Source organism: Acinetobacter sp. YH12151 (genome assembly GCF_013418355.1).
GTDB classification, from domain to species: Bacteria; Pseudomonadota; Gammaproteobacteria; order Pseudomonadales; family Moraxellaceae; genus Acinetobacter; species Acinetobacter pseudolwoffii.
Genome location: NZ_VPCG01000001.1, coordinates 155,622 through 177,661 on the forward strand (window position 1 = coordinate 155,622; position 22,040 = coordinate 177,661).

At 42.2% G+C, this 22,040-nt stretch carries 23 protein-coding genes and 1 pseudogene; 2 read left to right on the plus strand and 22 right to left on the minus strand.

Annotated elements, in window-relative coordinates:
* Positions 1-19: 19 nt before the first annotated feature.
* Together FTU82_RS00750 and dusB are read right to left on the minus strand one after the other, a co-directional pair.
* Entirely contained in the window at positions 20-697 is a 678-nt protein-coding gene (locus tag FTU82_RS00750; protein WP_180000873.1) for a hypothetical protein, read from the minus strand.
* A gap of 248 nt (positions 698-945) precedes the next feature.
* Positions 946-1,965, minus strand: coding sequence for a tRNA dihydrouridine synthase DusB (gene dusB, locus FTU82_RS00755; protein WP_034609040.1), 1,020 nt, complete (start codon positions 1,963-1,965; stop codon positions 946-948).
* Positions 1,966-2,094: 129 nt separating this feature from the next.
* On the opposite strand from dusB, the gene FTU82_RS00760 reads away from it, so the two are divergent.
* Both FTU82_RS00760 and FTU82_RS00765 read left to right on the plus strand, forming a co-directional pair.
* The gene (locus tag FTU82_RS00760; protein WP_180100898.1) at positions 2,095-3,690 is read left to right on the plus strand and encodes a tyrosine-type recombinase/integrase; all 1,596 of its coding nucleotides are present in this window, start codon (positions 2,095-2,097) and stop codon (positions 3,688-3,690) included.
* A 135-nt stretch (positions 3,691-3,825) separates the two neighbouring features.
* On the plus strand, positions 3,826-4,842 hold the full coding sequence (locus FTU82_RS00765) for an exodeoxyribonuclease VII large subunit (RefSeq protein WP_180100899.1): 1,017 nt from the start codon (positions 3,826-3,828) through the stop codon (positions 4,840-4,842).
* Positions 4,843-4,888: 46 nt separating this feature from the next.
* Here FTU82_RS00765 and FTU82_RS00770 read toward each other — a convergent pair whose 3' ends face one another.
* From FTU82_RS00770 to FTU82_RS00865, 20 genes and pseudogenes are all read right to left on the minus strand, one after another.
* Positions 4,889-5,167 (minus strand): hypothetical protein, encoded by a 279-nt coding sequence (locus tag FTU82_RS00770; RefSeq protein WP_180100900.1) that lies wholly within the window; start codon positions 5,165-5,167, stop codon positions 4,889-4,891.
* Positions 5,164-5,919 carry a TIGR02594 family protein gene (locus FTU82_RS00775; protein WP_180100901.1) on the minus strand — a complete coding sequence of 252 codons (756 nt, stop codon included), beginning with the start codon at positions 5,917-5,919 and terminating at the stop codon, positions 5,164-5,166. Before FTU82_RS00775 ends, FTU82_RS00770 begins: the two co-directional genes overlap by 4 nt.
* Positions 5,916-6,197 (minus strand): phage holin family protein, encoded by a 282-nt coding sequence (locus FTU82_RS00780; RefSeq protein WP_180100902.1) that lies wholly within the window; start codon positions 6,195-6,197, stop codon positions 5,916-5,918. The genes FTU82_RS00775 and FTU82_RS00780 overlap by 4 nt, the downstream gene beginning before the upstream one ends.
* A gap of 60 nt (positions 6,198-6,257) precedes the next feature.
* On the minus strand, positions 6,258-8,747 hold the full coding sequence (locus FTU82_RS00785; protein ID WP_180100903.1) for a phage tail protein: 2,490 nt from the start codon (positions 8,745-8,747) through the stop codon (positions 6,258-6,260).
* A gap of 1 nt (position 8,748) precedes the next feature.
* A complete protein-coding gene (locus FTU82_RS00790) occupies positions 8,749-9,165 on the minus strand; it encodes an NlpC/P60 family protein (RefSeq protein ID WP_180100904.1) in 417 nt (138 codons plus the stop codon).
* Between the two features lie 135 nt (positions 9,166-9,300).
* A complete protein-coding gene (locus FTU82_RS00795) occupies positions 9,301-11,850 on the minus strand; it encodes a hypothetical protein (RefSeq protein WP_180100905.1) in 2,550 nt (849 codons plus the stop codon).
* A 59-nt stretch (positions 11,851-11,909) separates the two neighbouring features.
* Positions 11,910-12,767 (minus strand): annotated as a pseudogene (locus FTU82_RS00800) (DUF2163 domain-containing protein).
* Positions 12,764-13,405: a DUF2460 domain-containing protein gene (locus tag FTU82_RS00805; protein WP_180100906.1), complete on the minus strand. Its 642-nt coding sequence runs from the start codon at positions 13,403-13,405 to the stop codon at positions 12,764-12,766. Before FTU82_RS00805 ends, FTU82_RS00800 begins: the two are co-directional and overlap by 4 nt.
* 11 nt (positions 13,406-13,416) lie before the next feature.
* Positions 13,417-16,398 carry a phage tail protein gene (locus tag FTU82_RS00810; RefSeq protein ID WP_180100907.1) on the minus strand — a complete coding sequence of 994 codons (2,982 nt, stop codon included), beginning with the start codon at positions 16,396-16,398 and terminating at the stop codon, positions 13,417-13,419.
* A gap of 61 nt (positions 16,399-16,459) precedes the next feature.
* Positions 16,460-17,158: a hypothetical protein gene (locus FTU82_RS00815; protein ID WP_057063841.1), complete on the minus strand. Its 699-nt coding sequence runs from the start codon at positions 17,156-17,158 to the stop codon at positions 16,460-16,462.
* 73 nt (positions 17,159-17,231) lie between these two features.
* Positions 17,232-17,468, minus strand: coding sequence for a hypothetical protein (locus tag FTU82_RS00820; protein ID WP_180100951.1), 237 nt, complete (start codon positions 17,466-17,468; stop codon positions 17,232-17,234).
* Between the two features lie 26 nt (positions 17,469-17,494).
* Positions 17,495-17,815, minus strand: a complete 321-nt coding sequence (locus FTU82_RS00825) for a hypothetical protein (RefSeq protein ID WP_180100908.1) — start codon at positions 17,813-17,815, stop codon at positions 17,495-17,497.
* Positions 17,816-17,821: 6 nt separating this feature from the next.
* On the minus strand, positions 17,822-18,583 hold the full coding sequence (locus FTU82_RS00830; RefSeq protein ID WP_180100909.1) for a hypothetical protein: 762 nt from the start codon (positions 18,581-18,583) through the stop codon (positions 17,822-17,824).
* A 60-nt stretch (positions 18,584-18,643) separates the two neighbouring features.
* Positions 18,644-19,084: a hypothetical protein gene (locus FTU82_RS00835; protein ID WP_180100910.1), complete on the minus strand. Its 441-nt coding sequence runs from the start codon at positions 19,082-19,084 to the stop codon at positions 18,644-18,646.
* Positions 19,074-19,559: a hypothetical protein gene (locus FTU82_RS00840; RefSeq protein WP_180100911.1), complete on the minus strand. Its 486-nt coding sequence runs from the start codon at positions 19,557-19,559 to the stop codon at positions 19,074-19,076. The genes FTU82_RS00835 and FTU82_RS00840 overlap by 11 nt, the downstream gene beginning before the upstream one ends.
* Before the next feature lie 7 nt (positions 19,560-19,566).
* Complete coding sequence (locus FTU82_RS00845; RefSeq protein WP_180100912.1) at positions 19,567-19,761, minus strand: hypothetical protein; 195 nt, start codon at positions 19,759-19,761, stop codon at positions 19,567-19,569.
* A 9-nt stretch (positions 19,762-19,770) separates the two neighbouring features.
* Positions 19,771-20,154 (minus strand): DUF4054 domain-containing protein, encoded by a 384-nt coding sequence (locus tag FTU82_RS00850; protein ID WP_180100913.1) that lies wholly within the window; start codon positions 20,152-20,154, stop codon positions 19,771-19,773.
* Between the two features lie 8 nt (positions 20,155-20,162).
* Positions 20,163-20,543 carry a hypothetical protein gene (locus FTU82_RS00855; protein WP_180100914.1) on the minus strand — a complete coding sequence of 127 codons (381 nt, stop codon included), beginning with the start codon at positions 20,541-20,543 and terminating at the stop codon, positions 20,163-20,165.
* Between the two features lie 13 nt (positions 20,544-20,556).
* Positions 20,557-21,552: a DUF2184 domain-containing protein gene (locus FTU82_RS00860; RefSeq protein WP_077670451.1), complete on the minus strand. Its 996-nt coding sequence runs from the start codon at positions 21,550-21,552 to the stop codon at positions 20,557-20,559.
* Positions 21,553-21,558: 6 nt separating this feature from the next.
* Entirely contained in the window at positions 21,559-22,029 is a 471-nt protein-coding gene (locus FTU82_RS00865) for a hypothetical protein (protein ID WP_180100915.1), read from the minus strand.
* Between the last annotated feature and the right edge of the window lie 11 nt (positions 22,030-22,040).

A 22,040-nucleotide genomic window follows, 5' to 3' on the forward strand; every position in this document is an offset into this window, starting at 1 on the left:
GTTTTTTATTCAGTCGGACTTAGCGGGTAAGTCGATGCCAGGCATCTTTGACTGCAAACTTGGCTTCTTCCCAATTTAAGCGGGATTCACCTTTCACCTGTTCCCACTTGGTCCGTAGTTCAGGTTCCGCATGATCAAAATCTGTATCACGATCATACATGGCACGGTTTTCATAACCTACGCGATAAGCGCCGCGATAGTCACGATCATAGTCTAGATCGCTGTAGGTATTCCGCGTTTCATTAAAATACGGGCGATTATGATACTCATCGCGCCAGTAATTATCTTCGGCAATCAAATGGTCGGGATGCTGATAATTATCTGCCTCACTTCGAATTTCTGGATGCTGGTAGTTATCTGCCTGTTTTTGGCGATCTGATGTTGCAATATCATTACCGGCAATGCCACCAACCACACCACCGATAATGCCGCCTACCACTGCACCTGGAGGACCACCGACCAGACCTGCAACGGCCCCTACAGCAGCACCACCTACTGTACCCGCACCGGTCGCGGCCAGATTATCTTTGCCTTCATTCATATCTGGCACATTCGGATTATCTTTTTCAGGAGTATTTAAATCCGGACGTGCATTGGCATCAGTAGGATCTATATTTAAGCCTTCGCTGCGTTCTTGTGGCAATTCCGTTGACGTTTTATGGCTAAATTCTGTGACTGGACGATTGGTATTTGTCATTACAGATCTCCCTTGGTGATGACTACAAACAAGAAGGATCACCTCCTGTTCATATTAGATGAATCCATCATAGAACAAGTTTAAGTAAGCAATGTCCAAGTCCTGTCCGGTTTAAGTCAACAAAATGTTGTGCTATGTATTTGACCGGCTTAAGTGTAAACAGCGTGCTAAAATCGACGCGCTCAAGATAAAAAAGGTAGTATTTCTACACAAAACATATTTCTTGATTACCTCCTACTAGCCTGCCATCATTTGGTCTCTAATAAATTGACCTGTTCGACCTGAACATCACTCATGGTTGAGCCATGTTCAAGTAAAGTATTAAAATAATCTTCTACTACACGATATTGATCAGCTGTATTTTCTACCTGATACATGCCCTGACGAAACTCGTTGCTTGAACGCAGACCTTTGGTATACCAGGCAATATGTTTCCGGGAAATTCGGCAACCGGAATACTCGCCATAAAACTCATATAGCTCAGCCAAATGTCCCAATAGAACATCCTTAACTTCTGTAATACTCGGCGCATCCAGATATTGGCCAGTTTTTAAATAATGGGCAATTTCACGAAAAATCCAGGGACGACCTTGTGCTGCACGTCCGATCATGATGGCATCTGCACCGGTATAATCCAGCACATATTTGGCTTTTTCAGGACTGTCGATATCTCCGTTAGCAATCACGGGAATATTCAACATATCTTTTACATCTTTAATGAGGGAATAGCGTGCGGTATTTAAATACATATCTTCACGGGTACGGCCATGTAAAGCCAGCGCCGCAATTCCGGCATCTTCCGCACGTTTTGCCACCCGCATGATATTTTCATGACCATTTAAATACCCCAGACGGGTTTTTAAAGTTACCGGCACATCGACTGCAGCCACGACAGTATCCAAGATACGGGCAACTAAATCTTCATCCTGTAGCAAGGCTGAACCGGCTAATCGATTGCAGACCTTTTTGGCTGGACAGCCCATATTAATATCAACAATTTGTGCACCATTGGCCACCTGATAACGCGCAGCCTCAGCCAGATCTTGTGGATCTGAACCGGCAATCTGGGCTGAGATTGGTGCCAGCTCCCCATCAAAATTGGCACGGTAAAGACTTTTTTTGCTCATACGCAAAGTTTTGTCTGAGGTCATCATTTCACTGACCGCATGACCTGCACCAAAATACTTGCACAAGGTTCTAAACGGACGGTCAGTCACACCTGCCATGGGGGCCACCCAAAGCTTCCTATCTATTGATCTTCCAAACAATTCTTCAATTACATTGTTTTTGCTCAAAATCTTTAACCTCGTTTAACTTCGTTTAGTCGCTTCGTATTGACTTTTAGTGTCCTTTGATTGCACCCTACTTGCACCCCAATATTTTAATGGTGCAAATTCATGGGAACAGTCACTAAGCGACAAACAAAAGACGGCACAACCCGGTATAGAGCTCAAGTCCGTGTACAACGTCAAGGCTACCCTGAATTCAAACAATCCAAGACCTTCAGCAAAAAGTCATTAGCTGAGGACTGGATCAAACGCACGGAAGCAGAAATCGAATTGCACCCTGAAAAAATGTTGAATCCGGCGGTGCAAATAAAGCACAAAACGCTCAGGGAGTTCATTTTTCAGTATTTGGAAGAAGCAGACAGCTTTGCCAGGACAAAAACAGGAGCACTACAGCACATCGCTAGTTTAGATATTTCTGAGAAGAATATCTATTCTTTAACACGACAAGACTTTTCTGATTATGCAATTATGCGAAGAAAAGGCGATCCAGTTAAAGGAACTGATGGTGTTGCACCTGCCACCATCTTAAAGGACTTAAGCCATATCAAGGCTGTCATCGTTCATGCAGAGTTTGTATGGGGCGAACCCTTAGAGACCGTGCTAATCGAATTTGAAAAAGCCATGATTGGTTTACAGAAGTCTCGCATCGTGACCAGATCCAAGCAGCGTGATCGCTTACCAACAGCCGAAGAACTTCAAATGCTGACCAACTATTTCTATAAAAGCTGGAAACGGGTCAAGAATTCAACACCGATGCATCTGATTATGTGGTTTGCACTCTACACTGCCCGCCGTGAAGATGAGCTGTGTTCATTGCGCCTGGATGATTACGATGATTTAAATAGTCAGTGGTTAGTCAGAGATGCTAAAAATCCGAATGGTTCCTTGGGTAATCATAAGTATGCTCACATGGAACCAAGGGCCATCAATATGATTGATGAGTTTATGAAGCCAGAAGTCCGAGATCGAATGCTTGCCCTCGGATATGATAAGAATATTTTAATTCCAGTGAATACCCGTACCGTGTCTACATACTTTACCCGGGCATGTAATGCATGTGGTATCACTGACTTAAGATTCCATGATCTACGCCATGAAGCTGCCACACGATACGCTGAGGATGGATTTACCATTCCTCAATTGCAGACCATTACCCTGCATGAATCATGGAATACCCTAAAACGGTACGTGAACTTAAAAAAACGTGGTGTCCGATTGGAGTTTGAGGAAGCAATCCGTGTTGCTGAGGAAAACTATAATAGCTATTACAAGGAATGGAGCAAGAAACAACGCTACATGGCATTGGTTGATAAGAATGATGCTTTTGAAGATGACGGCGTAATTAATGTTAATTTTGATTTCATTAAAAAGCATTTGGATGTATTTATTGAGATTCACCAGAACAATAAATATTTTAAACGTCTGCATGTGAATAAGTTGAATAGTAATAATCCATTCGCCTGGGATAATTCCAATAATCGATTTGTAGCTCATGATATCCAATTAGCTTGGGAAGACTGGTTTACTGAGAATGGAAAGGTAGACTGGGATGAATTACCGGAAGGAGGTACGCATTTTGGAATTAGGGATCTTACTATAGTAAAGAAACTTAAAACCCGTACTTATGTTTGGGAGGTATCTATTCAAGGTTGGATAGATAGTTTTGGACAGTATTTGATTGATGATAAGCATATCGGGAGATAAAGATGCTGCAGGACTGGGTTGATATTGTAGATAGATAGAAATGGTGAAAAATGTCCAAGCAGAAAATATAGTGAGTCAAAATGCTCACAAAAACTTTTTAATCAAATATAGATACTTTCGTAACAAGGCTTAGTAATGACAACTGATGTAGATTTATCGTTAGCAGAATTTCAGCACCTTTGTAGACAGCAAATTGAATATTTGGATGCTATTAGTAACTTGCAGTCATTTCAGATGGTTAAAATTAAAACTCAGATAAAAAACTTAGAATACGCCAAAAGAAAAAACTATAAAAACAAGGTCTACAATATCATTTTAACGGATGGGAAGATTGAAATTCGTGCTCAATCTGACTTTCATATTATTGAAAACATAAAAGATGATGATTTTGTTGAGGTAATCTGCTTCTGCCAGCCCACAAAAGACTATAAAAACGAATCATTAGAAATGTCTGCCAATATTATTTCAGTCCGCACACTGAGCACAGAAGAAATACCCTCTGATATTAACCATGACACCACTATATTAAAAAGTCTTAATTTAAAGCCTAATCGCTTTCCTAGAGATAATAATAAAATAACTTTAAGTTTAATTTATTCATCTTCTAGTTCAGCTCAAGTGCATCGGGATTTTCTGGGAGCATTGGGCGATCTTAAGCACGAAATCCAAATTGAAGAACTTAAGACACGGTTTAATAATATTAGTGAATTATTGACGACCATTGATATGGCAAAAGGAAATGTAATAGCCATTATACGTGGTGGTGGTGACAGCAATGATTTAATGATTTTTGATGATAATAAAATATTGCAAAAAATTGCTAATCTTAAATCTTATCGAATTGCAGGTATTGGACACAGTGCGGATAATAATTTAGTCAATGCTGTGGTCGATTATTCCGCAACAACCCCTACTGACGCGGGAAATCATCTTAAAGATCAATTGACACAAAATAAACGTGATATGTGGGAAATTTCAAACTTAAAGCAGAACTTTAAAAGCTTGGAGGAGCAGACATTAAATCTCCAGAATCAAAATAGTGAACTACAAAATAGGATTATCACCCCAAAAACACCAACTAAATCAACTAACATTAATAATATGCTTATTGTTATTATTGTTGTTCTAAGTTTAATTATCATCGCTAAATAGTTTGAGAATGAGTGAAGAAAAAGCCCTCTCTTAGAGGGCCTTTTAATTAAAAAATAGCTTTCTTGAGCAAATTAAATGCTGTCTTAACCGCATTGATAAAGCGGATAATTAAAGGCAGCCAGTAATTAAGATTATTAAACACATCCCTGATTTCCTTCTTGGCATACTCAATGACCCAGTCGTGTTTTTCCTCACCAGACAAAGTACTATTTTTTAGCTTTTCGGCTGCATCCATATACCTTGCAATCTGGCTTAAGATTGGGCCGCCAGATTCAGCAACCTCCAGTGTGGATTTGGATACCTGTTCAATTGTTAGTGAAGTCATGATTCGGATACTCCTGTTGCGGTTACACCAGACATAATCGGAAGGTTGTAGCGGTGATCTGCTGGGCGATTAGTCATGCCATACCAACGGAATTCCTGAAACTCCGATTCAGCGTATAGGGCATAAGAAACCATATTGGACTGATTGCCACCCAGGCAGACCAACTTGCCAGTTTTACTGTCACGCCCCACAACAAAGCAGACATGGCCACCACCTTTACGTGACTTGATCGCCACACAGCCATAAGCGGGCCTAAACAATTTTGATCCGTAATTCACATAATCCAGCGCCCGATACCAATGTTTTGGATATTTCACACCTGCCGTTTTTAAACAGTGGGCAATAAAAGTTCCACACCATGCAGTCTCATCTTCAGACCACCAAGCTCCAAGTGATTTCAGCCACTTTAAAATAGTTGGATTGTGTTTGGTCTTACTTGTGTTCTCACGCAACCCGATATGCTTTTTAGCCTCAACCATCCACGCTAAATCATTGGTTTTTTGAGGGCTGGATAAAAGGCTATTAATCCCCATGAGCTGTGGTTGATGCAGGCTTGGTTGATAGATCTTTTTACCAATCCACGATAAGCCAACCATGACTACACCCGTGATGACTGCATGATATTCAACCGGAATTAGCTTAAAGTCCATCGCCCATTGCAATGCCGGAATAACGACAAGCAATAAAAAAGCCCCCAAAATTGGGAGCTTTACAGAAAGATACTTCCAGGCACTTTGCTCAATTAATTTCATTTGGCGCTCCAAGTTGCGGCTTTATTTTTAAGCCAGTTTTCAATAAATGTACTTCCAAGAATTCCCAGAGCTGATGCAATTGCAATCAAAGCCAGGGGGTGAATATCTGGAATTTGTAATAAGACCCCACCAGCCAAAACGGATGAAGCTGATCCCAAAATAGTCCGACCCAAAACAAGTCGAACAGTTAGTCTTTCCTCAGATACAAGAAGTTTAGACAGGCCGATGACAGCCCCGATCACGACAAGCATCCAAAATGTTTTTTCATGCTCTTGCATGATCCCCCCTATTTTTTGACATTAAAAAAGCACCCGAAGGTGCTGTTAGTGGTCTATAGATTATGCTTCAGCTGTTGCTTGTGTGATCCGTGCTGAGTAATTCCATGATGTCGGTTTCCAAACATCTCGTGCAGCAACACGCACATAATATGTGGTCGTCGATTGCAAGCCAGTAATCGTGCAAGCATTTTCGGTACCGGCCCAACGTGCTTCTGTTGAATCAGGATCAAAATTCGCACTGGTACTGATCCACACCTGGTAATCTTTCAGATCCGGTACTTCACTTGGAATCCAAGTCACTGTGACCGAATCTGCAGTGGCAGAGGTGTACACGTTCAACAATTGTGGTGGCACTGGATTACTGATATTCAGCTCCGCAAAGGTACTGACAATCGAGCCATTTGTACTTGCGACCCGAACTGTATAAGCACGCTGAACACCGTCAATCTTGGCTTCATCCATACTGTAACTATAATCAGTATTTGTCGTTTCAACTTCACGTAGCAATACACCACCTGACATGATTTGAACGATATACCCTGTGGCACCAGCTGCACTTTGCCATTGGACCTTAAAGCTTGTACCTTCAAAGGCTGACTGAAGGGATAGACCTTTTACGCCAGATGGACGGCTGCCAGTAATGGTGTGACTATAAGCCGCCACCTCATCCAGAGTCTGTTCTTTTTGCTGCAATCCATTGAAGCTGGTGAACTTCAGATAAATCTGTTTTCCAACCATATTTTCATTGTAATCATGGCTAAAAATGGCACGATCAATACGAACAAATGATTCGCCTGCATTATGTGGCCCTGCATCATCGAAACGTCCACGGATCACATCGCTCAATGTATACAGCCCCGATCCATTCAATGTGGCCTCAATATAGTTAATATATTCGTCACCGACTCTACATAGAGTTGCATCAACTTCAGCATCTTCAACCGTACCACTGAACATCTGGCTGGATGTATTCAACTGAATCTGCATCTCGGTATCATCTGCATCAATCGCTGAAACCAGGGCCCCATATCGAGCAGACCCATAGATCGTACCAACCATTTCATAAGTTGTATTATCCAGGCTGACCCAGACATTACAGCCGCCCCAATTAATTCCACCTGATACAGCTACCCAAATCTGATTCTTACCCCCTGTCAAATCTAATGGTGGCTCAAAAATATTCGGTGCATTCACGTTTCCTGGTTCTTCATTTCCACCTTGGTACCCATTAGATGATTGAAGATCATATTCAACTGCAGAACGAGATCCAACAGCCAGCTCTTCGGCCGTGATAGACAACATTCCGTCTTCATCTTCTTCTACCCGTTTGAGTCGTACAGGAAAGCGATTTAAACCTAGTGACTTATCCGTGATTGTCACAATATCCATCGGTTCTAACCGGCAGTGCTTCCAGCCTAATTCAAAATCGTATTCATTACGGACATACAGTTTGCGCTGCAATAGCAACTGCACTGCATGACGGGCAATTTTAGGTTCACAGAAGAAATCATGCTTGACTGGATCTTGCGTACGCAAACCAAACATTTCAATATTTGCCTGGTCTTTAGCTTCAACGGTTTCAGTATTGTACTGATTGAAGCGGTTTACATATTCAATCTGGCAATGATTATAGGCATCAGTATCACGACTTCGACGTACCCGAACTGGCTGATCTTCACCTAGAAAATCGTCATCAGTAAGGTGATAAACCGGCTCCAGATCAGGTACGAACGTTACCCCATTTCCACTGACGACACTGTCACCATAAGATCGGATCTTCAAACCGTCTGGACTAGGTACCACGGCACAATTCACCGCTTCAACAATTTCATTGATGATTTCGAATGCTTCACGCTGTTCTGTCAAAGCAGGACTGATCAACAAATTGGTTGCTGTACAGTAGGTCCGAAATTCAGATAAATCTGCCATATTCAAACTAGGTGCTGCACCGTACCGTGGATTTGTGATGAAGTCTTCAATCACGTCAGCGGGATTCGCATCATGAATCGTTTCTGAGAATGTAATATCGCTAATCACTTCAAAATTGTGATTCGATAAGCTGGCACTCCCCCCCAGATCGTAGTTGGCACATGCGACATAACCGAGAAATGGATAGTGCAATGCCTGGTCAGGATGCTTTGATGGGAGATAGCCCCAAACAGGATTATGATCACCATCAAATAATTCAAACCCTAGCTGATCAATGGGTTTAAGCTGAATACCGCCTTCCGTTTTAGGAACAATCTGTTCTTTATCACGCCAGATAATACCAATGTCCTTAATCTTATTTTCACAGAGACCAAGCATGAAGGACGCGCTATAGGTATAAGTTGTGTTCTTGGTTTTTACACCACCACCCTTACCACCTTGCTTTTTCGTTGTTGTATGGGCTGTGGCCGTAAAATCGCCATACCAAAACATATTGGCAGCAACACGGTTTTTACCGTAAACAAGAGGCTGACAAAGACCATAAGCGGACTGTTGAATCCGCATTGAATTGATCCGCTTGTCAGATGTGCTGACTGTACCACCCCCAAAAACACCACCCATTTTATAGCCCTCTTAAACGATAAAACCCGGCAATTCGCCGGGCTAAACTTCCTTTGGTTCCATCCTGGAGGATGACCCCCTGATGGATATATGAGTGGATGATCGTTGGCCACTCGACGACAATTGCAGCATGACTGATGCACTTGCCAAAATGATAGAGAACAATGTCACCAGGCTGCGGATCATCGACCTGATCACAAAATTTCTTGATGTGCTCAAGATAACGCTGACCCATCTGATGCATATGCCAGTCAGGTGGGTATGGACCTGGATCGTAATGCTCAATTAGCCCTACTGCTTCATAAACCTCACAAAGCAGTGTTGCACAATCCACACCAACCCCTTTGACACGCCCCTGGTGATGATATGGTGTGCCGAGCAAAGTCATGGCCTCTTTTACTGCTTCATGATTTTTCATATTTAGTCCAATAAAAAACCCCGATCTCATTAAAGATCAGGGTTGGTGGTAGTTTGTTGGGTTATTATTCAATCTTAACCTTGAACTCTATTAAACACTTGCGCATCTTCATAAAGCTCAAAGAATTTCTAGCAGCTACTTAATCCAAGTGTCGCTAATCAACGTGCGCCCTTTCATAAAATTAGAATACCCCGCATCTCTTAATATCTTAGTTAGATTATAAGAGCCGTGATTGATGTAGAGTTTTTCTGAAATAGTACCAGTCAAGTCTGGGTTATTAAAAACATCATTGCAGTACATGTCTCCATTGTCGTTAATACCTAAGCGTATATAAAAATGCACGAACGGGTCGGTGGTATGGAATTTAAACTCCATGTCACCATTTGCTATCCATAGTCTGCCAATCCCAGCATTATCAGGCATTACTATCTTAATACCATTGTTATCTTCAACATATCGAGATAATGTTCCATTGCCTAAGTCACTGAATTTAGGTTTAAAAATAGCGTGGTACTTACTAAAATCTCCCAAGTTTTCTACAGCCACTCTATATAAGCCCGATAACGGTCTTGTCTCTGCTGTTGTATAATCTGTCACTAAGTAAGCGTAATGCTCGTCAAAAAATATATCACCAAATTTATACAAATCACCTGCTGCAATAAAGTCCCAAGTCCATGTGTCCGTAGCTACATCATAAGAGCCTGTGAACACCATGTTTTTAGTGCCTGCATCACCAGTCGTTATGTAAAACTTTTCATCTTGCTTGCGCTGAGTAATCATGTGAGCATGTCTTGCTTGACGCACTACCCCATCAATAGATGTTGTGCCAAACTTAATCGCACATTTAATAGTTCTGCCTCTATCCGCTGTGTACCATACGCGACTAGTACCACCAAAGTTGTACTGACCCCACATAAAGATTTCAGTGCTACCAACGTACTGCGTCTGGTTTCCAACGATAAGTGAGAAAAAATGGTGTGTTGACGCAGCACCACTAAAAACACTACCGTCATGGTCTAAAATAATAGCTTCATTAAAAGTCTTGTAATCACCATTTAGCCAATATATTTTGTTAGTGCCACACAGCATGATTGTGCCGTCAACAAAGATATGGAAGTTTGTTATCTTGCCTATTGTGTTTGGATTACTAATCCATGTTTTACCCAAATCGGTAGATATTAGGATATGACTAACACCATCAACTAACTCATCTTTTAGAATAAAATTCTTGTGTGTGGCGAATACAGAGGTTTTCTCGCCAATAGGGATTACTTTTGGTACGTCCTTAGAGCTGACAGCGTTGATTTGACGCTGCAAATCTAAGGCAACATCGGCTGATACAGGTAGCCTTGAGCCGATTGCAGGTAAAGTGTTTAGTACGTCATCTGACGTTAATGCTTTTTTGTAAATTAACTCAACCCTATCAGGTTGAGTTAAATATCCAACTGCTATTGTAGATACCAACAGGTAAAAACTACTTGTTGGTACAGCAATTTCCATTTCAGTACCCTTTGGCACTACAACCGTCCCGCTATCTTTACTTAGTGCAGTACCAGAAATAGGAGTTACAGTGTCCTCTTTAAAAGTTATCACCACCTGAAGTGCGGTTCTCGCTTTAATTTTAACGCTAATAGCATTGTTTAAAGGTATGACAGCGATTCTATCCCCAGCCTTAGTAGCCCAAGCGTATAAACTCGGGGAGTTAGCTGAGTTTGCTACATATAAGTCGTTTATATAACTTAATGTTTCATCAATAGAAATTACACTTGACTGCGTTAAGGTGACGCTATCAGATAGTGTTTTTAATCTGTTATCTAAATCGCTACCCCTGCTTGAAGATAAAGGTAGACTAGGAGAGTTGACACTATAATCATCAACCACATTACCTGTTGATAGCAATACATCGCTAACCTCTGAAACAGTATCTGGCTTTACTAATAGACCATATAGTATTTTCCCTACTAACATAGTGTCTGCAAAAGATGGGGCTGATACTAATTTCTTGGTATTAGCTGGAATAATATACACTACCTCTCTATCGGTTAAAGTTGCACCATTTGTTAATAGTGTTTCCTGCGAGTTATAAAAAACAACATAGGTATCAAACCGTCTTGGCGTAACCACAAAAGAGCTTTTAGGGGTGATAGGTACTATAATTGATTCATGGTTTGCTGCACCCCGCCAAATATAACCACTACCAGAAACTAAGGCAGCTTTATTAACCACAGTTAAACTGGGGTCGTCTATATTAACAACAGTGCTCGATGTTTTATTCAAAACAGTAGATAAATAGCTGTCGGTGTGGGATTTAGCTAAATTAATAGGATCATAAGCACTCTTTGTTAGGGTTGAGCCGTTCCATTGGTATGTGCCGTTGTTTGATGCAGTAGGATCGTTGGTGACTTCAACAACTGTGTTTGCTGGAAGGGATGCTTGAGCAGCTTGAGCAGCAGAAAGGGTTTGATAGGCTTTATGGCCGCCAGAGATTGCAGTTAAATTAGCATCTACATATATCTTGTCGGCTTTTGGGGTAATAGCATTATTTAATTTTGAAATCTCTGAGTTAAGCTCTGTCTTTGTTGGAACTTCAATACCCAAATAATTTAATAATTTTTCTTGCGCTTCCTGAAACTTACGCTGAGTAATATTAGTACCAATGAATTCAAGAATATTTGGTAAAGGCATTTTTCTACCCCATAAAAAAAACCCGCACTTGGCGGGTATGGATTGAAGATTAAAATTGATTAAACTGCAGTTTCTGGTACCGGAATAAATGGCGCACCACGGAAACGAGCGAAATTATTAAAACGATTTTGGCAAGTTTCTAAACGTTTATCACATCCTGGATAAACCTTAATTCGTTGCCCTGCCTGCGGTGCTTCCAGCAATGGCAAAGTCAGCAACAAAGCACCTGATTCATGCATGCGAATCGTCCGTTTTAGACCAGCATTGCCACCGTCCAAGAACTCGATTACGCCTTGCGTGAACCAACCTTACGGCTGATTCACCTGGCATAAAATTCGTGCTGCAGTACTGCCTGCTTCAATCGTCGTTTGCACCATAAAGTTTTGACGCAATAGACCGCATGCACTGTCAAACAGTGTATTCGTGCAACTTGGCTGATACAGGTTTCGTGGCATTTGTACGTTCAGTTCATCCAGATCTGATGCAACACTGGCTTGAATTGAATTTCGATCTAAGTCAGGCTCAATGATTCGACCTTCAAAAAGCTTGATAGCACCGGCACTGGTGTCCGTTGGTGTATTCATGTCCATAAAAATACGTTCCAGCTTAAATCGAGCACCATCTAACTGGCCATTATGAAATGCTTGAACAACGTTGATGCCGTTCCATTTGTTATCGTCAATACAATCAATATTGATCGATAAATTATCGACTTCAATACCGAGTGAGAGGCTAATTCCATCACGGCTGATAATTGGGCCATCTGAGTTATAAACCTGACCCGCAACCACCAGGTCAAAATCATAATTCGTATATCGAAAAACATCGCCCTGCACTGTTGTAATGGTGTAGAGATCTGCCATCACAAACTGATCAGCATCAAGCAATGCAATTAATTGTGGAGAAGCTGATCTCATACTTTATTTCCTAATGAACCGATCATTTCAACTTTATTGGCTTTCCATAACTTGCTCATAAAGTTGGTGTATTGCTGTTCATCGTCAGCGAAACGACAACGATAGTAATACGTGCCTGATACCGTCAGTGTATCGCCTTCTGCCAGTGGCACTGGCAAGCTTATAAATCCATTTTTACTGATGCTGTATTGGGTTTCCCACATTCGCTCATCCAAATCAGTCCACATAGGTTGATCTAAATCATCTGCCCACATCAGTGGATCTTCTGACTCAAATTCTTGTGTATGAGCTAATGGAATCACAGATGTATGCATCTGCTTATACAGTTGGAAACTTGTCGTATTTCCATCACCACTGTAAGAACACGTGTACTCGCAATCCTCAGGCATTTTGAATAAAAAGGAATCGAATGCACCACGGCGCTCGATAAAGAAACTTTCCAGCTGTTGTAGTTCATTGCGTCCTTTTGATTCACGTAGAAAGCCAAATGACAAAGATATTTCATACTTGGGCACGGCCTGGTAACTTGCTCGAAGTTCCCGACCGTTCACCGACTCCATGATCTTTGTATTGAAAATGGGTTTCTTGCTGAGATCCCATTCCAGTCCTGGCAATTCAGGAAACAATACATCAGACACGATTTTCCCCCTTATCGACCAAAATTACGGTTATAGCCTTTCAGACCACCTGCCAATTCACGACCATGCTTCTCCATAAAACGGCGAACGTCTTTTGAATCCCAAGCTTGAATCGTGAAATTGTTAAAGGTCTGCGCTGAACTTCCACCGCCTCCACCTATTCCTCCATCTGAGGTTAAGTTTTTACCCAAGGCACGGATCGTATTGGCATGTTGTTTAGGCAAGACCATTTCCTCTTCATGCAATTGAGTTACTGGATTCACACCTGCAGGAATATCGTAACCGCCTCGAGCAGATTTGATTTTGCCAGCAAGACCACCGACCAATGCCAATGCAGAAGCACCAGCCGCCACAGCAAGCACTGGACCAATGTAAGGAATGGATACCATAGCTTTAAATGCACCCGCCATCGCTTCCCAGGCATACATCATGATGGACTTAATCGCTTCACCCGCTTTGATGGCCAAACGCGCCAAAGCACCTGTACTAGTTGCCATTGTTTTGGTGGTTTCACCTGCAACTACGGCGCCAGTCTGTGCAGCTTGACCTGTGACCTCAGCAGCGGTTTCAGTTTTGATGAATCCAAGCTTCGTAGCCAAACGAACAGCGAGTTCTTTAGCTAGTTTTTTGGTTGGTTCGGTGATCATATTTTGAATGAATTCACCAGCAAGTTCTGTGAATATGGCATTCATGGCATTTTTCCATGTGAGTGTTCCATTCATCATGGATTGAATACCTTTCTCCCATAGACCAGACATACGTGACGTTAAACCACCAAACTTATCTTCAAAGTCTTTCATTTGGGCATCTGAAAGAACTCCTACTTGCTTGGTATCGGAAACCTTTTGATCAGTATCCAAATCAGAAATATTGTTCATAATCTGATTCTGATTGCCTTGTTTCCCTGAGATACCAGACATTTGGTTTTCAAGTGCAAGTCGATCCTCAAGCCCTCTGCGTTTAATTTCACGCAATTTGTCTTCTAACTCTTTTTCAAGCCGTGCTTTTTGAACATTTGAAATCTTTTTAGCATCAAATTCAGCTTGGATATTAGCTTTATCTATTTCATAGGAACGCTGGGCAATGAGTAGATCATTTTCAATGAGTTGCTCTTTGAGTTTTTTAATATCCTCAAATTCCTTAACACGCAAAGCAATTGTTTTATCGCTTGCCTCTTTTTCAGCGACGATTCTAAATTTTACTTTCTCAACATCTGTGACTTTTGATTTCTCGATATCAGACAAAGCTTTCTTAAGATCCAGAGCAATCTTTTCTTCCTCTGTCGCAAACTTGTATCGGATATCGGCAAGTGCTTTAGCTGCTTGCTCTGCTGCCCTCTCTCTTGCTTTTGCATCAGCATCAGCTTTTGATTTGGCCGAACTTCCTTTAGAGTCTTTGACCCCTGTGCCAATACCCTTATTTGGGTTAAATGTTGGTGATGGTGTAGGTGGTGGTGCAGTTCCGACCACAGTAGGATTTTTTAAGAACAGATTTTGAAGTCTTTGCCCACCCGTTGTTGCGGAGTTCACAATAGCTGAACCTGCTGTACCCCAAGCATTAGCTGTATTACTTACACCGGTATTCCAACTTGTTTTTAAATTGGTTAGACGCGACTGCATCTGACCTGTATAGCGATCAGTAATTGAACCTAATTGTGATAGACCACTTTCCCATGATGCTTTGGCAGCCGAGAAGTTAAAGTTCAAAACATTGCTAACAACATTGCCAAAGGTCTGAAACTTAATAGACAAGACATCAAGACCATATTGAATCGTATCCCGGAATCCTCCAAATACATTCATTGCAGTGTTCATTGAAATATTAATTGCTTGGCACACTGTAGCAACGACCGCACGAATAGCAGCAAAAGCAATTTCAATACTAACTTTCAGACCAACTGCCACAGCTGCGAATCCATTCATCGCACCAGCGACTAGATCCATAAACCCTACTTGTTGAATCGCTCCATCACCAATATCGGCTGTTAAATCACTCCAAATCCCACTGATCGTACTAAATAGACTTTGAACAATATCGAGAAGGCTTTCGAATGTTGTGATTATCGCCGTGACTGCACTATCAATACCCTCTCTGGATCTTGATGCAAAACCAAGGAAATCATTTGCTAGATTTGTTAGTGCTGGTGCTGCTTGAGCAGCCAGTCTTGTGAATACGCCGTCTATAGTTTGCTGAATTGTACTTAACGCAGTATTGAATTCCTTAGTCTTCGCAATTGCATCCTGATCCATAATCAAGCCAAGCTCATGCGCTTGATTTGAATATTGTTTCAACTTCTCAGCGTTATTCTCAAGCAATGGTGCCAATAGTGTTGCATCATTAGCGATTGACTCCATGTAAAAAGTCATCTCAGCTTGGGATACGTTCGCTTTCTCTAACGTTTGATAATACTTTTCAAGAATTTGTGGACCAGTAAGACCTTGGAACTCTTTGGCAGTCACCCCCACTTTTGGTGCAATTTTTTCGAAGAAATCAGCCATTTCTCCACCACCAGTTTGCATGAAGTCACCAAACTTATCATTCACATCTTTCATGATGTCAGATAGTTTGTCCTGTTCAACCATGACTGATTTAGAAGCAAATGCCCACTCTTGGAATTCTTTTGTGGTTGTATTAGCCAAGCGTGCTTGAATTTCCAATTCTTTAGATGCTCGACCAACTTCAGACGTTAATGACGCCAATCCAATAACTGCTGTCCCAACAGAAGCCGCTATACCAACACCGATCGCGGCAAAACTTTTAGTCAGATTTCCTGAAATTGATTTGCCAATATCCTCAAATCTATTGTTGATATTCTTGGTTATGTCATCCAAACCAGTTTTAATGCTTGAGAAATCCAGCTTAAATTTAACCTTACTCCCAGTATTCTCAATTCGTTTAGCGCCATCACTAACGATTTTCTCAGCATCATTCATGCCCTTTTTAAGTTCAGAAGTCTTCGCACCAACGTGCACTTCCACTCGATTGTTGCTCATAATTCCTCTCTTACAGGCATAAAAAAACCGCCGTGAGGCGGTCATTGTTTAACTAGACTACTTACTGAATAGCTTGGTTGAAGTTTTGTAGGACTTTATATTTTATACTTTGATTATCGGCAGAAATTACTTCCAACCTAGCCCCCTTATATCCAATAATTTTTGAATCATTCAGGTCATACTCTACACTATTTGCAAAAGCCGGACGTGCTAGGTCGCCTGAAAATTCACGATACCCAATATTGATTTTATTTCCAACTTTGCCGTTGTAAATTAAAGTTTGCTGAAATGAGTTTGTATCCTTAGTTGTTATTTTTGTTTTTGTAAAATCAATAAGATCGCCATCGTAACTTTTTACATTTGCAGATATTAGAGAAACTTTGTTGGTATTTTTTTCAACAACGATAGACTGTAAACCACTTGGGTCAAATGACATCATTGAAACTTTCTCTACCTTTCCTGAGTCACTGCCGCTATGTGGCATATAAAATTCTTGTTTTTCATTTTCGCCAATTTTTATATATGTGCCAGCAGAAAGAGCCATCTTTGCTTTATCTAGCATCTGCCGATCGTTAAGTTTTATTCCATCAGCTTGAATTACTTTCCCTTGCTCAAGTAGTGACTCTCCAATATAAGCTGTTGCTACCTGATTTAAGGGTGGTGTACTAATATGAGTGACTTGCGGCTTATAGTTATATGATGGTGTAGCGCATGCCACTAAAGCCACCGCCAACAAACTTACCCCTAATACTTTTTTCATGGTTATATCCAAGTTTTTATAAAATTCACACAAACTTTAACCAAATGTGAATTAAAAAACAATCAGGGTAACCTTAGCCACCCTGAGGAAAGTTCTGCAGATCCGCAAATAGATCATCTTCATCATCGCTTTGCGTATCATCTGAACCACTACTGTCTTCGATTCCCATAAATGCTTCAAGGATCCGACACAGACGTTGAATACCAACATGGCTGGGAGGACACTGCTTGTGATACGCATTCAATGCTTTGACTCTTGGGAAATCCAATTCATTACGCACATAGTCGTAATCCTTGCCTAAGGTCAGCACCAAATGCGTGTACAGCTCCTCCCAGTCTATTCCCCCGAATCAGTTGCCTGCTCGTCTTCACCTGTATAAACCAGACCAGAAGCCCCCATGACCGTCTCAAATACGGCGTTCACGTGGCCAATATCAAGCAGTTCATCAGCAATGTATTCACGGGTAATTTCAGGATAGTTACGCTTCAATGAGCTATGTGCAACATCTGCCACTAAAGCAAAGTCACTTGGATCAAAGTTTTTAAGCTTTGGCATCAGCTTTTCAGCAGCACCTAAGGACAACGGCGCAAAAATCCAAATCTGGCCATTAATTTTAAGCGGGTTACCACGTGGGTTTTCGACCTGGTTAAATTGCATCTGGTATTACTCCGAAGTAGTCCATTTGAAGACACGGCCTAAATCATCGGCCATTGGCTGGAATTCAAACTCAGGTAGATCGTAATCATCCTGTTTTGAACTGAACGCAAGCTTATTGCTGACACAGCGGAAGAATTCCATACCAAAGAATTTACCTTTGTAGTCACGGAATAAATCAACACTGAATTCAGGCGTATAACCCATATCCAAGTTGCTTACGACACCCGACTTGGCACCTGCAACAGTTGCTGAGTACTTAAAGCTGATAAATACCGTTTTACCCACATCAGCAGTTGCAAAGGTATAAACACCTGTCGCTTCATCCACACTGTATTGACCTGCAACCGGTGCACTCGCCACACGCTTTAATGGAATAGCTTTAGCATCAGTCACGCCTAAATCTTTCACGAATGTACCGCTATTCGGAACGACAGGTGTTACTGAGGCTGCAACGACTTCACCATTGATGGTTTGTGCGACTGCAGTAATACCACCTTCACTGACCACGCCACCAAAGAAAATGGAATTCAGCAATGCGCCGTTGATGCGACCCATGGTTGCTTTACACTTAATCGAACCTTTACCGCGTGCGGCATCTACGGCGAACTGACCACGGCCATAGAGTTCTTTTAAGTCATAGCTGATATCAACTGACGTTGACTGCAGTACGCCCACTTCAACGGGTGTGCCATTGGTGATTGGATTACCGTGCACATCCTGTAATGGTGTGGCAAAGATTTTACCGGCACCAAATAAATATTGAGCCATATCGACCTCTTAAAAATGAGAAAACCGCCGTATTGGCGGTCATGGAGTTTATGAATTGCTTTAGGTGGTGGTGAGGATTCGAATCGGAATAATGGCAATCCCTTGGTCATCGAGCATGTTTTCAACTGCTTCAAAAACTTCGATCGTACCCTCGATCCAGCAATGCTCGACCAATCCCCCTAAGGTTTGGTATTCACATATATCAGGATTGTCCGGTACAAGTTTGGCACGTACTTGATCAATCATCTGATTCAACTGTACCGACGGCGGTATTGATGGATCTGATTCATGAATGTAAACGTACACTTCCGCTTCAAGTTCAACCTTGGCATCCAAGCCTTTCATTGGTGCTTCGGTTTGATTGCCTTGCGTCACAAATAAGGCAGGACGGTCATCAGGTGCAACGTGATTGAAATGTTTTAAGCGCCGACTTGTGGTTTTAATCCCCTCGATGCCTGACAAACGACTAAACAATGCCTGGTAAATGGCTTCACTGTTCACTGCTTAATCCTCTTTCAATTGCAGCATCAATATTCTTCGGCACGATCTTCGCCACTTCATCCAATGAATCACGCATAAAACGGCGCTCTTTCATGTCGACTTTACGAGAATGGGCTTTGATCATGATTTGACGTGGTGTGATTGGCTGACCAAAGACTTTCTTGATCGTTCGCAAATGTGCCTTAATCGCCATCGCACCTTTCAGCCCAAATTCATGAGCAAAGGCATAAGGTACCAAAGCACCACCCGCACCGACTGTACCCTCGATCCAGTCCTTATCCTCTTCCACCTTGGATGAAACGGATCCTCTTAAACGTCCAGACTGCACATTCAAACGCTGACCTGTCAGCATGTCTTCTTGAATGGTGCGCTGAAGTTTAAGTGTGAGTGCATTTACCGTGCGCCGTATTTCAGCACGTACACGTTCATTGACCTCGTTAAAATCAACATCAGCATCAACACGGTAATCACTCATACATCACCTACTTTGCAGTAGCAGTTTCCTTTTTAGGTTCTGCTTTGGCTTCAGGTAACGCACGTTTAAAACCATGCGGTGCCAAGATGTGAGCAATGTCGATATCCGACTCGATCACACCTTTTTCAATCTTGTATGTGGTGCCTGCAATTTCAAGCGAAGTCGCTTTGAAATTTTCAGGCGCTTTATACTTAAATGACATGCTTTGCTCCTAAACAACGAAAGCACCAACGCCTAAACGATTGGGATTGGTACCATCATTGCCGATTGGAATTGAATTTTTTAATGCCTGGTAACGCTGGCCATAAATGCTTTGGTTATAAAATGCATCGGTACCAGTACGTGAAAAACTCACACTCTGCCCTGCAATGGTCATACTCGACGCATCTGAAAAGCTGTTACCTGACTTGGATTTGAGTGCAACCTTGAGAATATGTGCTGCATATAGACCCACAGCACGTTCTTTCAGATCACCAAATTCAAGTACTTTCACAACAAGATCCGCTTCCTCTAACGCATCTGCAATTTCTGCATCTTGTAGATTCATCAGCGCTGTGTCGTACTTAAACTTCAACTTAAAAGCTTGTGGGTCCATAGATCACCTTATTCAGTAGCTTGAGTAAGTTTGGCTTGCAGCTGCTCAAGGGTTTCATCTTCAGAGAAAGTAATTTCAAGATCAGTCAGTGCTTTACGTACCTCATCAATCGTGAGCTCACCACCTTTGGATTCATCACCCTTGCCTTTGCCATCGTCAATTTTGTTTTGATTTGGCTTTCCACGACCACTTGAAGCAGACTTTGGTTCAGCAATTTCTTCAATATTCAGCTCACCCACATCAATCAAATGCTTAGCGAACTTATTTTTTTGAAGTGCCTTGTGTTGGTCAGCTTCAAGTAATACGGCGATGCCTGTTGGTAAAGTTGCTACCCCAGCAAAAACAAAAGCGGCATTAGAGCCGCTGTATTTATATGAATATTTAGCCATGAGGTTTTAATCCTTATGCATGGTCAAGGTAACGAAGCGAATCAACACGCTTCAGCCAAACGCCCTGGTATTTGTAGTGACCAGGTACAAGCACATCCAAGCCTTTCGGTTGCGCTGTCAAGAACTCAACGCTATTACCTTTGAACTGGATACATGATGGATCACGGCGGTAGATGATCGAACGGTCAGCACTTGCGGTACCCTTACCATTACCACGGCCAGATCCACGGATGGCTAATGGTTTGCCTTGAGTTGAGAAGATATTGTTTTCTTCAATGTACTTCAGGAATGTTTTACCGCCTGAATCTGGCACGACACGTGTCGATAAGTGAGTGTACTGCGCTGATGCCATTAAGTAAGTGTCAGGCTCAATTGAAGAATCACCATCAAACAAATCTGACGAATCAGCCAATGAGTTATTGAAGTCGGATAAAACCTCTTCAATGGTCGCCGTAGCCCAATCATGCTGACCTGTCACGATGGTCACGCCTGTTTGGTTCAAGAAGCCATTCACCTGTTCAAGCTGTCCACTGGCATTGGCTTTGGTGTAACCGTACCAAGCCACATTCGACATGTGCTTTTCAGCAGCCAAGTTTGCAGCCTGAACTTTATCCGCTTCAAGCGTGAGGTTCATTTGCTGTGCAGTCGCCAATTCAACGACTGAATATTGGTAGCCAATCACACCCACTTTCACCGGCAGGCTCACGGTGTCGTATTCAACTTCTGCAAGTGGAATATCATCACCGGTACCAGCATAGTCTTCACCAATACCCACACCTTTTTTACGAGACAGGATTTCACCACCACCATAAACCGCATTTACATTGGTCACTGGGATGAACTTGGCGTAGTCAAGGACCTGTGCAAGCTGTGGTGTAATTTCGTTTTGTTCTTCGATCTTTACGAAGAGCTGTGCCAATGCATCCATGTTGAACGCATCGCCAACTTGTGCCTGAATGGCATGTGAAATCGGCGTTAAACGCGCTTTCATTTTTGCTAATTTGCTCATGTGTTATTAAGCTCCACGAAGATTAAGAAGGGCTAAACCATCGGCACCTGTCACGGTTTCCCATGCTGCACCTGGTAATACTGTTCCGTCAGTTGCTGAGCTCGACAAAGAACCCAACGGCACTGCTGTGGTACCGTTTGCAGTTTTTACGTATACCGCAGCAGTAATGTCAGTGATTGGCGCTGTAGGCTTGACCCAAATTGCACCTTCAAACATCACAGGCAACATATCAGCCGCTTTATAGGCTTCTTTACCAGCCGCCGTTTTGCCTGTCTTACCAACGCCGTGGCGTACCACCACACCAAAACGTGTAGGTGTAGCACCTGCCACAGCCGTTACAGATTTGCCATCAGTCGTGCGGACAACCACATCACCGTCATCGACTAAAGTCAGACCTGAAAGCGGTAATGACAGTACAACTTCTTTGGCAGTTAAACGGCCACGCTGACCGACCACCGCATTTAATTGCTGAACCATGATTCAAGTTC

Excerpts from the sequence above, each read along its gene's own strand:
- FTU82_RS00845 (WP_180100912.1), bottom strand. The coding sequence starts at position 19,761 with ATGTCATTTAAGTATAAAGCGCCTGAAAATTTCAAAGCGACTTCGCTT.
- FTU82_RS00840 (WP_180100911.1), bottom strand. The coding sequence starts at position 19,559 with ATGAGTGATTACCGTGTTGATGCTGATGTTGATTTTAACGAGGTCAAT.
- FTU82_RS00825 (WP_180100908.1), bottom strand. The coding sequence starts at position 17,815 with ATGCAATTTAACCAGGTCGAAAACCCACGTGGTAACCCGCTTAAAATT.
- FTU82_RS00775 (WP_180100901.1), bottom strand. The coding sequence starts at position 5,919 with ATGAAATTAATTGAGCAAAGTGCCTGGAAGTATCTTTCTGTAAAGCTC.
- FTU82_RS00785 (WP_180100903.1), bottom strand. The coding sequence starts at position 8,747 with ATGGGTGGTGTTTTTGGGGGTGGTACAGTCAGCACATCTGACAAGCGG.
- FTU82_RS00865 (WP_180100915.1), bottom strand. The coding sequence starts at position 22,029 with ATGGTTCAGCAATTAAATGCGGTGGTCGGTCAGCGTGGCCGTTTAACT.
- FTU82_RS00760 (WP_180100898.1), top strand. The coding sequence starts at position 2,095 with ATGGGAACAGTCACTAAGCGACAAACAAAAGACGGCACAACCCGGTAT.
- FTU82_RS00770 (WP_180100900.1), bottom strand. The coding sequence starts at position 5,167 with ATGACTTCACTAACAATTGAACAGGTATCCAAATCCACACTGGAGGTT.
- FTU82_RS00815 (WP_057063841.1), bottom strand. The coding sequence starts at position 17,158 with ATGAAAAAAGTATTAGGGGTAAGTTTGTTGGCGGTGGCTTTAGTGGCA.
- FTU82_RS00765 (WP_180100899.1), top strand. The coding sequence starts at position 3,826 with ATGACAACTGATGTAGATTTATCGTTAGCAGAATTTCAGCACCTTTGT.
- FTU82_RS00860 (WP_077670451.1), bottom strand. The coding sequence starts at position 21,552 with ATGAGCAAATTAGCAAAAATGAAAGCGCGTTTAACGCCGATTTCACAT.
- FTU82_RS00795 (WP_180100905.1), bottom strand. The coding sequence starts at position 11,850 with ATGCCTTTACCAAATATTCTTGAATTCATTGGTACTAATATTACTCAG.
- FTU82_RS00790 (WP_180100904.1), bottom strand. The coding sequence starts at position 9,165 with ATGAAAAATCATGAAGCAGTAAAAGAGGCCATGACTTTGCTCGGCACA.
- FTU82_RS00810 (WP_180100907.1), bottom strand. The coding sequence starts at position 16,398 with ATGAGCAACAATCGAGTGGAAGTGCACGTTGGTGCGAAGACTTCTGAA.
- FTU82_RS00830 (WP_180100909.1), bottom strand. The coding sequence starts at position 18,583 with ATGGCTCAATATTTATTTGGTGCCGGTAAAATCTTTGCCACACCATTA.
- FTU82_RS00850 (WP_180100913.1), bottom strand. The coding sequence starts at position 20,154 with ATGGACCCACAAGCTTTTAAGTTGAAGTTTAAGTACGACACAGCGCTG.
- FTU82_RS00855 (WP_180100914.1), bottom strand. The coding sequence starts at position 20,543 with ATGGCTAAATATTCATATAAATACAGCGGCTCTAATGCCGCTTTTGTT.
- FTU82_RS00780 (WP_180100902.1), bottom strand. The coding sequence starts at position 6,197 with ATGCAAGAGCATGAAAAAACATTTTGGATGCTTGTCGTGATCGGGGCT.
- FTU82_RS00750 (WP_180000873.1), bottom strand. The coding sequence starts at position 697 with ATGACAAATACCAATCGTCCAGTCACAGAATTTAGCCATAAAACGTCA.